The organism is Cupriavidus taiwanensis LMG 19424 (assembly GCF_000069785.1).
Lineage (GTDB): Bacteria > Pseudomonadota > Gammaproteobacteria > Burkholderiales > Burkholderiaceae > Cupriavidus > Cupriavidus taiwanensis.
In genome coordinates, this window is record NC_010529.1 from 213814 (window position 1) to 229187 (window position 15374).

Consider the following 15374-nt stretch of genomic DNA (forward strand, 5'->3'; position numbering starts at 1 on the left):
GTGGCGCATGAAACAAACTGACCTTGGACTGAACTTGTCGACCAAGCGCACCCGCAAGCGCGAATTCCTGGACGAGATGAACCGTGTGGTGCCATGGGCCGATCTGGTGATGCTGATCGCTCCGTACGCCCCGGAAGGCAAGCGCGGCCGTCCCCCGTTCGCGGTCGAGGCAATGCTGCGCATCCACTTCCTTCAGCAATGGTTCGGCCTGTCGGACCCGGCGATGGAAGAAGCGCTGCACGACGTGCCGCTGTATCGGGAGTTCGCCGGGCTGGACAACTGGACGGTGAGGCTGCCCGACGAGAGCACCATCCTGCGGTTCCGTCACCTGCTGGAGAAGCACAAGCTGGCCGCTCAGATCCTCGCGCTGGTCAACGACATCCTTCGCGACAAGGGATTGATGCTGCGCGCGGGCACGGTGGTGGACGCGACACTGATCAGCGCACCGAGTTCGACCAAGAATGGGTCGGGCGAACGCGACCCAGAGATGCACCAGAGCAAGAAAGGAAACCAGTGGTATTTCGGCATGAAAGCGCACATTGGCGTGGACGCCGAAAGCGGGCTGGTGCACACGGTGCGGGGCACGGCGGGCAAGGTCAACGACGTGGTTGAGGGCAACAGCCTGCTGCATGGAGAGGAAACCGACGCGTTCGGCGATGCGGGCTATCAGGGCGTGGAGAAGCGTCCGGACGCGCGGGCGGGCGTGAACTGGCACGTAGCGATGAAGCCAGGCAAACGTCGCGTCCTGGACCAAAGCAAACCACTTGGCGCGCTCGTCGATCAGGTCGAGCGAATCAAGGCGGGCATCCGGGCCAAGGTCGAGCATCCGTTCCGGGTCATCAAGCGGCAGTTCGGCTACACCAAGGTCCGCTATCGAGGGCTGAGGAAGAACACCGCGCAACTCATGACCTTGTTCGCACTGTCCAACTTGTGGATGGCGCGCGGCAAACTGCTGGCTGCCGGGGCATGAGCGCGTTTCTGGCTCACGCCGATGCCTCGCGCGCAGCCCGCGAATGCTGCTTCGCGCGTGCGAGATAGCTTCGCTCCGAGCTGATAGGTTGGCGTCGTGGCGCATTCAGCTTCCTGTTAAACGGCCAAGCACACTCGATTCGCGTTTGTGCAGAGTATCCCTAACCGAAAGGACTTGTGTCTACGGCGCCTGCCTCCGGTAAGATATTGCGTAGTAATTGCTGTTGAGCCATGTTGTTACTTCTGCCGATGGCCTTGAGCGGATCGCGCAGCACAGCTCTACCAACCTCCATGACGTCGCTCACCACTCGTTGATCGCAACTGCGTTCCGCCCCCCAGAAATTCAAGGCAGCCCATTTTGGGAAACTACAAGGGAGTGCTAGAAGCTGCGTTTCTGGCTCGCGTGTCACCAATGGAATGTTATAATCCAACAGCGAGCAGATGCCACCCGCTGAATGCAGTAGCGTTATCTGCGCATGCCAGGATGGCACCACCGTCTCTCGGTAGCCAGGCGTACCGGCCTGCCGGCTCAGGAAGGCACGTAACGGGCTGCCGGGTTCGCTGTCTTCTTGCAATAGGATCCAGGCATTCTCGCTCTTATCCTCGTTGACTCTGCGCGTGGCGCCGACGAGCCGACGCTGCGTTGCCACGATGTTATGCTGGCGCACACGCTCGGGATGGTGCCCGCTGTCGACGACGAAGGCGCAGTCTAATTCTCCGGCGTCAAGTAGACTGGCAAGCACCGCATCGGCAATCACCGGCCGCGTGACAAAAGTGTCTTGCGGAAACTCTTCGCCTAAGGCGAACAAGATTTCAGTGATGAGGGGATCGCCAATCGATGCCGAAAAGCCTATTGCTACGCGCCTACCACCCTCCTGACGCTTGGTCGTGACCTCCTCTCGGCGTCGAACCAAATCTCCCCATATCGCCAGGATCTGTCGCGCTATCTTTTCCAGACGTATCGCATGCGGTGTGGGCACAAGTATGCCGTTTCCTTTGAAGAACAAGGGGTCACCGGTGATCTCGCCCAAGCGATCGAGACTATAGGACACCGTGCTCACGCTGCGCTGGGTGCATGCTGCGACAGCCCCCAGGTTACGGTACTCCATAACGAGAACAAAGACTTGCAATAGCTTCGTGTTAACATGACGAATTTCCGATAGCGTAGTATTGGACATTCTACCAATATCACCATGCAATGGTGACGCGAGTCTAAAGGACGGGATGGGTATCCAAAAGAAAGATAGACATAAGTCTGGTCCCGTGAATTGATCTGAATCAAAACTTTGCAGACGTCGAAAGATCCTCGTGCACCCCCGGCGTCAGAATTGTTGTCGTGTCACCTGATTTCGATTGACCCAGTCTGGGGGCGGTAGAGTCAGAGTGAATGAGAGCCTATTCAGCAGAGAGAAAGGAAGCGCTGTTGCTCCGCATGATGCCTCCCGAGAACGCGTTGGTGTCAGCGCTGGCAAGGGAGACGGGGATCACGGAGCAGACGCTGTATGCTTGGCGTCGACAGATGAAAGCGCAAGGAGTCCCGGTGCCGGGAGATGGAAAGAACCCCGAGGTCTGGTCCTCGGAAGACAAGTTTGCGGTGGTACTGGAAACCGCGCCGCTCAATGAGGCGGAATTGGCCGAGTATTGCCGCCGCAAGGGTCTTTACGCGGAGCAGATCGCTGCTTGGCGCGAGGCCTGTCGCTCGGCCAATGCCAACGCCGGTGAGCAGGCGCGAGAGCAACTGCTCCAGTCCAAAGGCGACAAGAAGCGTATCCAGCAGCTTGAAAAGGAATTACAGCGCAAGGAGAAGGCGCTGGCGGAAGCGGCCGCGTTGTTGATCCTGAGAAAAAAAGTCCAGGCGATCTGGGGAGAAAAAGAGGACGACTGATCAGCGTCCCAGATCGCCGGTTGTGTATATCGTTGATTCGTGAGGCAGAACGCTCTGGCTGCCGGCTGGCGCAGGCTTGCGACGAGTTGGGTCTGAGCTTGCGCACCTTCCAGCGCTGGGTTCGGGAAGGCGACGAGGTGGTCGCAGATGCTCGCACCACCACTGAGCGGCCAGCGCCAGCCAACAAGCTAAGCGAGGCGGAACGCCAGCAGATTCTTGCCGTGGCCAACAGCGTGGAGTTTGCCAGTTTGCCGCCCAGCCAGATCGTACCGACGCTGGCGGACCGCGGCCAGTACGTGGCCTCGGAGTCGAGCTTTTATCGTGTCTTGCGTAGCGCGTCGCAGCAGCATCACCGCGGTCGTGCGCGCAAGCCCTCGGCCCGGGTGGTGACCAGCCATTGCGCCACCGGTGAAGTGCATCGGGCGGAGTCGGCGGAACTGGCGGCGCTGCTCATGCGGCGAGCCAGTTTGGCCGAAGGTCTGGCTGGACGTCCTCTGGTTCTGCACTCGGATAACGGCAGTCCAATGAAGGGCGCGACGATGCTGGCCACCCTGGAAAACCTGGGGGTGGTCGCTTCGTTCAGCCGGCCGCGCGTGAGCAATGACAACCCCTACGCGGGGTCGCTGTTCCGGACCTGCAAATACCGGCCGGACTACCCGCACCAGGCGTTCGACAGCGTGGACGAGGCACGCGCATGGACGCAGCGATTCGTGCGTTGGTACAACCATGAGCACAAGCCTAGTGCACTGAAATTCGTCACGCCGGCGCAGCGCCACAGTCGCCTCGCCCCGGTGGTGCTGGCGCACCGTGAAGCGGTCTATGCTGAGGCTAAGGCCAGAACGCCTGCGCGTTGGTCAGGGCCGACGCGGAACTGGAGTTTGGCCGACGAAGTCTGGCTCAATCCGGAGCAGATGGAGCTAGCAGAACTAAAGCAGGTTGCGTAAGGTGACGTGACAACTACGTTGACAATCGCCGTGCATGCGGGGCCGCTCATTGAATCGGCGGATTGTTATGCGTTTAGGTTCAAATACAAGCCAACGCCGGGGAAAGCGGCAAGAGCTCGCAAAGAGATTGCTTCGCTCTGGCCAGGTTTGCGTTAAACAATCGAACATGAATTTTCTGGACTGCTTTTCGAAGGGTTTTATCTCCGTGGCATCAGGCACCTTGGAGACCGCCTATCAGGCTGCTGAAGTACTCATCGCGCTAGCGATGAGTTTTTCCCCGCAAGGCGGGGAGCGCTGTTTTTCACAATCCGGAAGCCGGACGTCACTGCCTCGGCTTTTTCCGCGTTTTGGCGCCCATTCCGGCCTCATTAGCGCGATTACTGCAACTGCGGACGGATTTGTCCCAGCGAGCGCATGCGCACGAGGTGGTAGGCGGCCATGCTCAGCACAAACATCTGATCGACTTTCTTCAGACCGCGCACCATCACCTGACGCATGCGCCCCACGGTCTTGACCCACCCGAAGCCCTGTTCGATCAGCTTGCGCTTTTGTTGCGAGACGGCATAACCGGCGCTGGAAGCAATGGCATCAGCAACGGCCGAGCGACGACCCGATGTGTTCTGCGCCACGTGGGGCGTCACCTTCATTTCCAGGCAGGCCTCAATGAACTCGTGCGCGTCATAGCCCTTGTCCGCGCCCACGGTGACTTCCACATTCAGGTCTTCAATCACCTGCCTGGCATCGTTAAGCATGACCTTTGCGGCCTCCCGCTCGGCGTGTCCGTCCGCCTTGGTCACCATGGCGCTAACCACCAGGCCATGGCGGTTGTCGCTCAGGGTATGACCCATGTAGCGCAGCTCACTGGATGTCTTGCCCTTGCGGTAGAGCTTGGCATCGGGATCGGTCTTGGATTCGTGTGTCTCGTTGCTGCGCTTGCGACCTTTGAAGCTGCCGCCGGCGTCATCGTCTTGGTCGTCGCCATCCTTGCGCACGAAGCTCTTGTGGCCTGCCCACGCCTGTATCAGCGTGCCGTCCACGCTGAAGTGCTCACCCGACAGCCAGTTCTTCTTCTGCGCGATGGCCAGCACCTCGTTGAAAAACTGGATCACCGCATCATGCTTGATCAGTCGCTCGCGGTTCTTGGTGAAGACCGTGGGCACCCAAACTGAGTCGTCCATCGACAGCCCGATGAACCAGCGAAACAGCAGGTTGTATTGCGTCTGCTCCATGAGCTGGCGCTCAGAGCGAATGCTGTAGAGCACCTGCAGCAGCATGGCCCGCAGCAACTTCTCCGGCGCGATACTGGGGCGGCCACCCTTGATATCGGCCTCGTACATCTGCGCGAACAGCCGGTCCATCTTCACCAGCGCCTGGTTGGCCATAGTCCGGATCGAGCGCAGCGGATGGGACTGCGGCACGAAATCCTCCAGCCTCCGCATAGTGAACAAGCTTTCCGTGAAGGTATCTGCGCCGCGCATGAATGTGGGATTGGATGGGATCCTCAAAGCAACGCTTCAGCCAGTCGTCGCGCTGACGTCCGCTGGAGGTATTTCAGCGGCCTGCTAGGGCCGAACCTGGCGTCGAATTCGTGCCGTACCGCGCTGCGAACACAACCGGCAATCCTCATTTGGTTAGTTTGGCAATGCTAATGTTTGAACACCATCCCCTCGGGATATCAGATATCAGGAAATCCTTATTATAAATTAAAGAAAATCCGATGACATCTTCTGTAGGGTGCGATTAGTATCTGTATAGGGATTGGGCTAGACAGGCCCTCCTTGAGTTGGTGTATGTCTCCCCAAACAATGCGTCCTTTATAGCGCCCGACTTCCCGTCGGGCGTTTTTTTAACGTCTGTGTGCGGGTGTATTGTGCCGTATACGATGGCATCCCGGACACGCCAGTGGTAGGGGATCTGCTAATGGAGAACCAGGCAGCTCTGTCGGTATTTCCGGCGCGGAATCGTTAGGTAGTTCATTTCCGCTTCAGTTGAACTCGTACGACACCCAGCCATCTTCGTTAAACTAGAACGCCTTACCGATTCTAAGTATTTACACCGATAGGATTAAGAAGATATGCCAAAATTTCTAGCCATATTGGGATGTCTCACCTCCCTGATGCTGATGCTTGGATCCACCGTCGCGCAGGCTGCAACATGGTCTGTAACTTCGCCTTCAACTTCATCCTGCCATGAGCATACTCTTTTCGCGCGTTGGAGCTACGAGGGGTATACCTTAAACAATGACGTATGGGGGCCTTGCAGCGTTCCTCCAGTCGCAGTTGGTCCGCAGTCCTTTTGGGCTAATTCAAGTTTCGACTGGAGTGTCACATCAGACCAGCCTGACACGAACGGCATAAAGTCCTATCCGCACGTCGAATACTTTGTCAACAAGCCTGTCGGTTCGCTGAGGAAGCTCACTGCCACTATCTCAGCTACCACGCCCTCTGCTGGTGCATGGGAATCTACGTTGGATATCTGGGCAGACGCAAAACAGCACGAGATCATGGTCTGGCTGAACTACACGGGCACCTCGAATGGATGCGGTAATGTCAAGCCAATCTCGTACAACTGGACTGCTGAAGGTTGCGCGATTCCGCTCTACAGTAACGTTTCGCTGTCCGGTAGCACCTGGAATGTCTATGTCGGTACCAACGGCAAGAACGCCGTCTATTCTTTCTTACGTACAGCGAAGACCAACCAAACTACGATCGACGTGCTGGAGATTATGAATTACTTAAAGTCGCTGAACTATTTTGATGACGTGGTCGTCGGCGAGATCCAGTACGGTTTTGAAATTACATCCTCGGTCGGTGGGCTGAGCTTTGGGTCTAAGAACTTCGCCGTCACCGCTGAGTAATTTTAAGGCGGCATAAAATTCTGAAGTGCAACACCTTGTCAATTTGTAAGGTGTTGTGAATGACGAAGAAGAAGTCCTGAGCTTGCCCCCGAAAAAGGAATCCCTTGCTGAGCGTTTAAATTCATGCAAGGAGAGTCAAGAAGATGAGCAAGACGACGCGAGCGCGGTACACGCTCGAATTCAAGCTGGGAGCGGTTCGGCTGGTCAAGGCGGGCCAGAGCATTGCGGCGGAGGCTGCGGCGCTGGGCGTGCCAGGGCAGTCGATTTCCAACTGGGTCTAGGCCGAGCAGGAAGGCAAGCTCGGCGGGGCCGGCACGAAGCCGGTCCGCGCGGAGCAGATGGAATTGTCGAGAACTTCGTGCCGAAGTGGCACGTCTGAAGATGGAGCGTGTCATCCTAAAAAAGGCGTGCGCGTACTTCGCGAAGGACTCGACGTGAAGTACGCTTTTATCGAACGCAATCGTCACCACTGGCCGATTTCGGTGTTATGCGAGGTGCTGGAAGTCAGCCCCGCCGGCTTTCATCAACGGCGGCAACGCGCCGCTAAGGACAGGCCGCAGCGCAGCCGCGTGAGCGACGACGCGCTGCTGGTGCACATCCAGGCGATTCACGCGGAGGTCAAGGGCGAGTACGGTTGGCCGTGCATGTGGAAAGAGCTGGTTGCGCGCGGCGTACTGAAAGGAGCGCGTGCGCAAGCTGATGGTGCAACACTGCGTGCGTGCCCGGCACAAGCGAAAGTACATCGCGACGACGAACTCGAAGCATGGCCTGCCTGTCGCACCGAACCTACTGGAACGCAACTTCACGGCGCCGGCGCCGAATCGGGTCTGGACGAGCGACATCACCTACGTGGCGACGGCTGACGGCTGGCTGTACCTGGCCGTCATCATCGACCTGTTCAGCCGGCAGGTGGTGGGGCTGGTCGATGCAGCGGCATATGAAGGCCGAGTTGGTCACGGATGCGTTGCGCATGGCATGGTTCCGGCGTCGCCCCGATGCCAGCGTGATTGTGTATAGCGACCGTGGCAGCCAGTACTGCGGCGGGCTCTTCCAGGACACGCTCAAGGCGTACGGCATGCGTTCGTCGATGAGCCGGCCCGGCGATTATTGGGATGCGCCAACCGAAAGCCTGTCGGGTTCGCTGAAGGTCGCACGACTGCACAGCCGGCGCTTCCCGACGCGGCGTGCCGCGATGGATGAAATCGTCGACTGGCTCGGCTTCTACAATGCTCGCCGGCTGCATTCGACATTGAACTACGTCAGCCCTATGACGTTCGAGAAGAATTGGGCCGCTGCCCAGCCAGGGCAAGCGGCCTGATGGCCTCGGCTATGGGATTCGTGAAACAGGGGCAAGCTCAGTCCTAGCAACTGCGGCCCGCCCATGTTCATCCCAGCGCGCCGGCACAAGCATATGTGTTGAACGCCAAACATCATTCATGAGCGGGATTCACGTCGAGCTTGTGCATGGAGGTTGACTGCCGAGGGCGATCTGGGACGCTTCGATGGCGTTCAAGAAGACCCTGATCGAACGTGCCCTGGGCGCTGGAGAGGTGGCGCCGTTTGTTCGGATAGAGATCCGGAGTTTTTAAGTGGAAGCGCTGTGGCAGTCAGGCTGCCGATTTGATCGCTGGCAGCGTGGCGAAGTATGCCTCATCCGGGGTCTGGTCCGCCAGACTGGAATGGGGCCGTCGTTGGTTGTACCAAGTTAGGTAGTTAGCGATAGAGCGGCGCGCATGGCTGACCGAGTCGTAGGCTTTCAGGTAGACCTCCTCGTATTTGACGCTGCGCCAAAGGCGTTCGACGAACACGTTGTCGCGCCAACTGCCCTTGCCGTCCATCGACAGTCGGATGCCGCGGTCGAGCACAGCGTCTGTGAACCCCGTCGCGGTGAACTGGCTGCCCTGGTCGGTGTTGACGATCTCCGGCGTGCCGTATTTCGCAAAGGCCTCCTCCAGCGCCTCGACAGCATGGCAGCTCTCCAGAGTGATCGCCACCCGGTGGGCCAGTACTTTGCGGCTCGCCCAGTCCACCACCGCCATCAGATACACGAAGCCCCGCGCCATCGGAATGTAGCTCGTGTCCAGCGCCCACACCTGGTTGGCGCGATCGATCGTCCGGTCGCGCAGTAGGTATGGCCAGATCTTGTGCGCCGCATGCTTGCGGCTCGTGTTGGGGCGACGGTACAGCGCCTCGATGCCCATGCGCTTCATCAGCGTGCGCACGTGCCGGCGGCCGACCGGGATGCTCTCCCGTCGCAACAGGCGGGCCAGCATGCGTGCGCCCGCGAAGGGATGCTCCAGATGCAGTTCGTCGATCCGGCGCATCAGCCTCAGATCCGCGTCGCTGATTGGACGCGGCTGGTAGTAGACGCTCGATCGGGAAATGTCGACCAGCTTGACCTGGCGGCTCACCGGCAGCGGGTGATCGCGGTCAATCATCGCTTTCCGCTCAGCAATCCCGCCTTGCCGAGCGCGTGCTCTAAAAAATCGTTCTCCAGTGTCAATTGGCCTATCTTTGCATGCAGCGCCTTCACGTCCACCGGCGGCTCGGCCGCAGTCTTGGTTTTGCCGCCGCCGAACACGTCCGCGGCGTGCTCCGCCAACTGTTGCTTCCACTCCGTGATCTGGCTCGGGTGCACGTCATACTGCTGGGCCAATTCCGCCAGCGTCTTGTCGCCCTTGAGCGCGGCCATGGCCACCTTGGCCTTGAAGGTTGCCGAGTGGGTCCGTCTGCTTCGTTTCGTCATCTTCTGGATCCTTTATGCCCGCCATTATGGCCGGCTCAGGCCCCAGCTCTTCCACTTAACCGACTGTCCGAATTTCCGCCGCCACCTCTGCGCGAGGGCCAGTACCTCGTTGAAGAATTCGATCACCGCATCGTGCTGGATCAGGCGCGCACGGTTCTTGGTGAATACCGTGGGCACCCAGACTGCATCGTCCATCGACAGCCCAATGAACCAGCGAAACAGCAGGTTGTACTGCGTCCGCTCCATCAGTTGACGCTCGGACCGGATGCTGTAGAGCACCTGCAGCAGCATCGCCCGCAACAGCTTCTCCGGTGGAATGCTCGGGCGACCGCCTTTGACCCATTTCCTTATACGGAAGTCATGACTCTTCCCTCAGTGTTTGAATAGTGAGCGCGGCGTCCATGGTTCGCTGCATGCCGATCCAGATCGTCTTGGCGCCGGGCTCGCCATCGTTCTTCCGCCCAAGGAACCCGCCCAGGGAAGCAACCAACCGAATCATGTGATTGAGTGTGACCGGTGTCTTCGGGCGAGCTTTCTTGGAGAGCACGTATGCCCCCCGAATCTCGTCGGCATCGAAGAACAGCGACGCATCCAGATCCGGACAGGTTCTGCCCAACCGCATCAGGCGGGCAATGCGCCATGCCACCACCATATACAACGCCAAGGCCCGCTCCACACGATCCATGTGCGATAGCTGTAGCGCCTCGACCTTGCAGCCGGTCTTCAGGACATGGAAGAACATCTCGATCTCCCACCTTGCCCGATACCATTCAACAAGTTTGTTGACCGCATCAGCGTCCTGCGCTTCTCGGTTCGTCACCAATCGCCAAACCACTGGCTTGACGCCTGCGGGCGCTTCGATCTCCCTTGCCGCCACACAGGTGAACTCCGCTCCGACCAGACCCGGCAGCTTCATACGCTGGGCGCGTAGTTCCTGTTTGACCTCGCGCGCCTTCTGGCCTGCTCGCCCTGGCAAGATAAAGGTGATTTCCCCGAGTACCGGGCTGGCGTCGACGCTATCCCACAACTTGCCGCCCTCGGCCAGGTTGCGGTTGTGTTGGCTGCGGATCAACCAGTCGGCCGGTTGGCCAAGTTCCTGGGCGCGCGCCATCAACTCGGCAATATCACCCTCGCGGTCTGTCATATACACCAGCCGTGTCTGCGGCAATAGCGCGGCTTGCTCCGCAACCCGTTCATATCCTTCAATCCAGCGTACGCTTTCCTTGATCCCGCCCCGGTTGCCATCGGCGTCCTTGGGCTCCCGAGCCCACATCCAGGCATCGATCACCCCCAGCGGCTCGCGGTCAGGCGTCACCGCGTAGGTCGGATGCAAAAACATGCCCCGCTGGGCTTCATAGGTCAACGGACCCAGCCCGTCGATCTCCTGGCCATTAAAGTTCAATTCGGTTGTATCAGCGATGCACAGCACCACCGGAAACTGCGCGGCCCTCGCTGCAGTGCGCTCCCAATGCGGCTGCATTACGTCCCGCCAATCGATCTGCTCATTGCCGAGAAACCGATATGCCGCGATGGTTTGCGACCAGTCATCGCATGCGCCGGGGATGCTCGCCGTCGGCAGAGCCGCAAACCGCTTGAGCAGCTCCTTGGCGCGCCGATCCCGCCGCGGATCACCAAGATCCAGACTCTCGAATTCCTCGTCCACCCATGCCCCCGACTCGTTGCTCATTGCTGCGCGAAAATCCGAGAGTAAACGCGAGTCTGGCGAAGTTAACAACCCCCTTACCTCGAAATTCCCGGGACTTCAAGCTCCAAGCCTCGCCGCGGAGACGGTCCTACTTCCGTATAAGGGGATGCCTTTGACGTTACTGAAAAAGGTGGATCAAATTTAACTCGCTTTGAGGCGATCAAGTTGAAGGAACAGAAACCTAGAGTGAGTTCGCGCAAACGTCTGGCACACTCCTTGCGCCAGCATTTGTTATGCGCAATATTGCGAGCGGCGATGGGTGGTCACCCGTTGCCAACCCCGAGTCCAGAAACAATGGCCTGAAGGACGGACTCCTGGACATTGGGGTCGGCGCAGAGGTTCTTTCTGATGGCACTAACTCAAAGCGATAAATCTATGGCCCTACGAATCTCCAAGACACTGATGGTCGTTGCCATCGCGCTCTTTGCCTCTTTGGTCGCGTTTAACAATATAACCGATTACTTTACAAATTTCGTCTTTATCCGTCATGTCCTTCTAATGGACACGACCTTTCCAAGTAGCAGAAACATGTATCGAACTATCACTTCGCCAATTCTGCATCATGTTGCCTATGTGTGCATTATCACACCTAGAGACTGTAACGGCGGTTTTTTGCTGGATGGGTAGCAATCGCTTGTGGTGTGCCCGGCATGATTCCCACATGGCCTTTCAGCGCGCGAAAGGCTTTGCCAACGCCGGGCTGACGCTAGGTTTTTTGAACATTGCAGGTTGCGTTCATGTCGATTGGAGGGGAATGGTTCGGTATGTGGATGTCGAAACAGTGGAATGGGATACCAGATGCGTTCCGATTTTTTATCACGATCCTGTCAGTGCTGATCTTTGTGAGCCAGGAGAATGATGCTTTAAAAAACCACGACAGAACCGGCCTATAGGCAGAAGCTCATTGACATGGGCTGCACCCATGACTGCAGCAACACTATTTGACGCCCTTAAAATCTGTGGCGAAATTAAATTAATGGCGGGCCTTAGAACGGTTATCCACGGGCTTGCAAACCGCTTGGTTGCGGCAGGTTTGGGTTCCCACGCTCCCACCTGATTCGCCGTTTCTGTTTCTTCGCTGTGCAGCCTTGCAGGGTGCCTTAACAGGCTGCTGAAGTACTCATCGCGCTAGGGATACTCTGCACAAACGCGAATCGAGTGTGCTTGGCCGTTTAACAGGAAGCTGAATGCGCCACGACGCCAACCTATCAGCTCGGAGCGAAGCTATCTCGCACGCGCGAAGCAGCATTCGCGGGCTGCGCGCGAGGCATCGGCGTGAGCCAGAAACGCGCTCATGCCCCGGCAGCCAGCAGTTTGCCGCGCGCCATCCACAAGTTGGACAGTGCGAACAAGGTCATGAGTTGCGCGGTGTTCTTCCTCAGCCCTCGATAGCGGACCTTGGTGTAGCCGAACTGCCGCTTGATGACCCGGAACGGATGCTCGACCTTGGCCCGGATGCCCGCCTTGATTCGCTCGACCTGATCGACGAGCGCGCCAAGTGGTTTGCTTTGGTCCAGGACGCGACGTTTGCCTGGCTTCATCGCTACGTGCCAGTTCACGCCCGCCCGCGCGTCCGGACGCTTCTCCACGCCCTGATAGCCCGCATCGCCGAACGCGTCGGTTTCCTCGCCATGCAGCAGGCTGTTGCCCTCAACCACGTCGTTGACCTTGCCCGCCGTGCCCCGCACCGTGTGCACCAGCCCGCTTTCGGCGTCCACGCCAATGTGCGCTTTCATGCCGAAATACCACTGGTTTCCTTTCTTGCTCTGGTGCATCTCTGGGTCGCGTTCGCCCGACCCATTCTTGGTCGAACTCGGTGCGCTGATCAGTGTCGCGTCCACCACCGTGCCCGCGCGCAGCATCAATCCCTTGTCGCGAAGGATGTCGTTGACCAGCGCGAGGATCTGAGCGGCCAGCTTGTGCTTCTCCAGCAGGTGACGGAACCGCAGGATGGTGCTCTCGTCGGGCAGCCTCACCGTCCAGTTGTCCAGCCCGGCGAACTCCCGATACAGCGGCACGTCGTGCAGCGCTTCTTCCATCGCCGGGTCCGACAGGCCGAACCATTGCTGAAGGAAGTGGATGCGCAGCATTGCCTCGACCGCGAACGGGGGACGGCCGCGCTTGCCTTCCGGGGCGTACGGAGCGATCAGCATCACCAGATCGGCCCATGGCACCACACGGTTCATCTCGTCCAGGAATTCGCGCTTGCGGGTGCGCTTGGTCGACAAGTTCAGTCCAAGGTCAGTTTGTTTCATGCGCCACATGCTCGCTGGCTCGACGATTCATTGCAAGCACATCCGCCGGCTAATTGTGCAGAGCATCCCTAGCAAAGTTTCGGTAAACTGTGTTGAGGCCCGAATGCGAAGTTGGCAAAATGGGAACGTAGATCGATCCAACCGTGGTTTAAGAATTCATTGAAAAACGCTTGAATTTATTGCTGCATTCGTTGACACGGCCATCAATCATGAGCAAGTGGAATATGAAACAAAGAGGGCGTGCTATCGTCATGATTCAAGGCCTTCCGGGATCTGGCAAGACTACACTTGCTAGAATGCTTTTGGATTTAATTCCGACAGCCAGCTGGGTTAATGCGGATTTTGTTCGGGATAATATAAATCGTGACTTGACGTTTAGTTTTGTGCACCGAATCGAGCACGCTCGTCGTATGGCGGAAATCGCCAATCTGACGCTAAACTACGGTGCGAACGACCATTGCATTGTGGATTTTGTTTGTCCCACAACGGAAACGCGGAGAGCCTTTCTGGGGGCGGCAAAGTACCCAGTCTACACCGTGTTCATGAACACGATAACTGCTGACGAGTCTAGATTTGCAGATACGCGCAAAATGTATGAGGTTCCCACAGATTACGCGTTTCGGGTGAGCGGATATAAGACGGCGCAGGAATTGAGGGACGTTGCACGTACAATTCACTTGGTACTCCTAAGCAGATCCCCAAGTTTGTCGTTGACTAAACTCAGGCGGAGTCTTTGAATTTAATGGCAAATGAGTCTTGCGCGGAATAATATTAGTGCTGGTGCGACTCGGACCGAACCGGTCAGCAAATAGGCCTTCAATTTAGCCTATCACGTAATATCGGTGAAAGCCGCAGCCATGCTGCTACGGCAATTTGCGAAAGTAATAGGACATCTCTGCAACTGTAGCGATGCGAGTTATTCGGCGATTGTGCGTTTGGGGGCGGGTTCGAGCGGTAATCCTTGGCTGTGGGCATCTCGGTACCGGCCTTTCATAATTGTGCCCAATAAGTCTTGTTGGAGAGGCAAGTGTTCGCTGTCGCGCGAAACGCTCGCCAACAGTATTCGATCATGGATCTATCTGTAACCCGCGCGGTCATATCTTCGTCTTTGCAGTAGTCCGCGAGCGCACCCTTCAGCGCCTCTTGTAAAGTGCTGAAGAATGTGTTGCCCATGGAAATATTGCTCATGTAAGTTGCCGGGTAGCCTGTGTATATACCGTATTGAAGGCACCGTCGGACAAATGCACTTCCATGTCTTTGCGAAGGCATGACAATATCGAACATGGCGTCGCTTCCTAAGACACGCGCGGGTATTCCGAAGCTAGCGAACGACTCGTGGAACAACCTCTTGAGCACTGCGCCGCTATCCGCCAAGCGAGCTACAATGCCATCTTCTTCGAAAATTTGCTGCGTTAGATTAGCAGCTACGAAGGCTCGATTTTCACGTAAGTAGGTGTTGCCAAGATAAACACCATCCGCCCCGGACATGGCATCGGCCGTACCAATAACCGCAGAAAGGCCAATTCCCTGTGCGAGTCCTTCGGACAAGGTAATCAGGTCGGCCGGGACCCGGTGTGCTTGGCAGTAACCACCGTCGGCGTAACGAAGTCCGCAAAGCACCTCGTCAACGATCAAAAGCGCTCCATGCAGCATAGCCATTCTAGCGCTTTGGTGGAGTAACTCCGGAGGAAAGACCGATGGCTCTGGCGTGACTACAATTCCGGCGACTTTGCCTCTGTTCCAACTCAACATCTGCTGCAAGATATCTAAGTCATACTGAAAGTCCTGGATGTAATGGTCTTTGGCTGTAGAATCGTCAGACCACGGGTACCGTTGGAAGATGTCATGCCAACCGTGAAAACCGGCTGTTAGGATAATTGGTTGACCGGTTCGACGTCGTGCGATGCGGACAGCTGCCTCCGTTGCACAAGATCCGGTCCTCAAGAAGAAGGCCCTAGCAGGCCGCTGAAATACCTCCAGCGGACGTCAGCGCGACGACTGGCTGAAGCGTTG

At 57.7% G+C, this 15374-nt stretch carries 9 protein-coding genes and 4 pseudogenes; 6 read left to right on the forward strand and 7 right to left on the reverse strand.

Annotated features, from left to right (window positions below):
* The first annotated feature begins 7 nt into the window (after positions 1–7).
* Entirely contained in the window at positions 8–970 is a 963-nt protein-coding gene (locus RALTA_RS27560; protein WP_012354594.1) for an IS5 family transposase, read from the forward strand.
* Positions 971–1130: 160 nt separating this feature from the next.
* On the opposite strand, the gene RALTA_RS27565 is transcribed toward RALTA_RS27560, so the two are convergent.
* Entirely contained in the window at positions 1131–2147 is a 1017-nt protein-coding gene (locus tag RALTA_RS27565; RefSeq protein ID WP_012354595.1) for a LysR family transcriptional regulator, read from the reverse strand.
* Between the two features lie 209 nt (positions 2148–2356).
* Between RALTA_RS27565 and RALTA_RS29485 the strand changes: the two are divergent.
* Positions 2357–3798: pseudogene (locus RALTA_RS29485) on the forward strand (IS3 family transposase).
* A 377-nt stretch (positions 3799–4175) separates the two neighbouring features.
* Here RALTA_RS29485 and RALTA_RS27580 read toward each other — a convergent pair.
* Positions 4176–5276, reverse strand: coding sequence for an IS5 family transposase (locus tag RALTA_RS27580; protein ID WP_012354598.1), 1101 nt, complete (start codon positions 5274–5276; stop codon positions 4176–4178).
* A 596-nt stretch (positions 5277–5872) separates the two neighbouring features.
* Here RALTA_RS27580 and RALTA_RS27585 point away from each other — a divergent pair.
* The gene (locus RALTA_RS27585) at positions 5873–6655 is read left to right on the forward strand and encodes a GH12 family glycosyl hydrolase domain-containing protein (protein ID WP_012354599.1); all 783 of its coding nucleotides are present in this window, start codon (positions 5873–5875) and stop codon (positions 6653–6655) included.
* Positions 6656–6798: 143 nt separating this feature from the next.
* Positions 6799–7973, forward strand: a pseudogene (locus RALTA_RS27595) (IS3 family transposase).
* Between the two features lie 289 nt (positions 7974–8262).
* On the opposite strand, the gene RALTA_RS27600 reads toward RALTA_RS27595, so the two are convergent.
* The 3 genes and pseudogenes from RALTA_RS27600 to RALTA_RS27615 all read right to left on the reverse strand — a co-directional run bounded on the left by RALTA_RS27600 (position 8263) and on the right by RALTA_RS27615 (position 11088).
* Positions 8263–9401, reverse strand: a protein-coding gene (locus RALTA_RS27600; RefSeq protein ID WP_373429603.1) for an IS3 family transposase whose coding sequence is annotated in 2 segments (ribosomal slippage) — positions 8263–9134 and positions 9134–9401 — 1140 coding nt in all. Because the reading frame shifts where the segments join, the coding sequence is not laid out codon by codon here.
* An 84-nt stretch (positions 9402–9485) separates the two neighbouring features.
* Positions 9486–9740: pseudogene (locus RALTA_RS27610) on the reverse strand (transposase); the annotation flags it as partial.
* Between the two features lie 19 nt (positions 9741–9759).
* Complete coding sequence (locus tag RALTA_RS27615; protein WP_041232861.1) at positions 9760–11088, reverse strand: IS4 family transposase; 1329 nt, start codon at positions 11086–11088, stop codon at positions 9760–9762.
* A 393-nt stretch (positions 11089–11481) separates the two neighbouring features.
* Here RALTA_RS27615 and RALTA_RS29490 point away from each other — a divergent pair.
* A pseudogene (locus tag RALTA_RS29490) lies at positions 11482–11999 on the forward strand (DUF2165 family protein).
* A 399-nt stretch (positions 12000–12398) separates the two neighbouring features.
* On the opposite strand, the gene RALTA_RS27620 reads toward RALTA_RS29490, so the two are convergent.
* Positions 12399–13361, reverse strand: a complete 963-nt coding sequence (locus RALTA_RS27620) for an IS5 family transposase (protein WP_012354594.1) — start codon at positions 13359–13361, stop codon at positions 12399–12401.
* Positions 13362–13612: 251 nt separating this feature from the next.
* Here RALTA_RS27620 and RALTA_RS29500 point away from each other — a divergent pair, with 251 nt between their 5' ends.
* Entirely contained in the window at positions 13613–14098 is a 486-nt protein-coding gene (locus RALTA_RS29500; RefSeq protein ID WP_256461668.1) for an adenylyl-sulfate kinase, read from the forward strand.
* 253 nt (positions 14099–14351) lie between these two features.
* Here RALTA_RS29500 and RALTA_RS29505 read toward each other — a convergent pair whose 3' ends face one another.
* Complete coding sequence (locus tag RALTA_RS29505) at positions 14352–15305, reverse strand: aminotransferase class III-fold pyridoxal phosphate-dependent enzyme (protein ID WP_240074695.1); 954 nt, start codon at positions 15303–15305, stop codon at positions 14352–14354.
* Positions 15306–15374: the final 69 nt, after the last annotated feature.

Bases quoted from the DNA above. Each gene is read 5' to 3' on its own strand.
- RALTA_RS27560 (WP_012354594.1), top strand. From the start codon at position 8: ATGAAACAAACTGACCTTGGACTGAACTTGTCGACCAAGCGCACCCGC.
- RALTA_RS27565 (WP_012354595.1), bottom strand. From the start codon at position 2,147: ATGTCCAATACTACGCTATCGGAAATTCGTCATGTTAACACGAAGCTA.
- RALTA_RS27580 (WP_012354598.1), bottom strand. From the start codon at position 5,276: ATGCGCGGCGCAGATACCTTCACGGAAAGCTTGTTCACTATGCGGAGG.
- RALTA_RS27585 (WP_012354599.1), top strand. From the start codon at position 5,873: ATGCCAAAATTTCTAGCCATATTGGGATGTCTCACCTCCCTGATGCTG.
- RALTA_RS27615 (WP_041232861.1), bottom strand. From the start codon at position 11,088: ATGAGCAACGAGTCGGGGGCATGGGTGGACGAGGAATTCGAGAGTCTG.
- RALTA_RS27620 (WP_012354594.1), bottom strand. From the start codon at position 13,361: ATGAAACAAACTGACCTTGGACTGAACTTGTCGACCAAGCGCACCCGC.
- RALTA_RS29500 (WP_256461668.1), top strand. From the start codon at position 13,613: ATGATTCAAGGCCTTCCGGGATCTGGCAAGACTACACTTGCTAGAATG.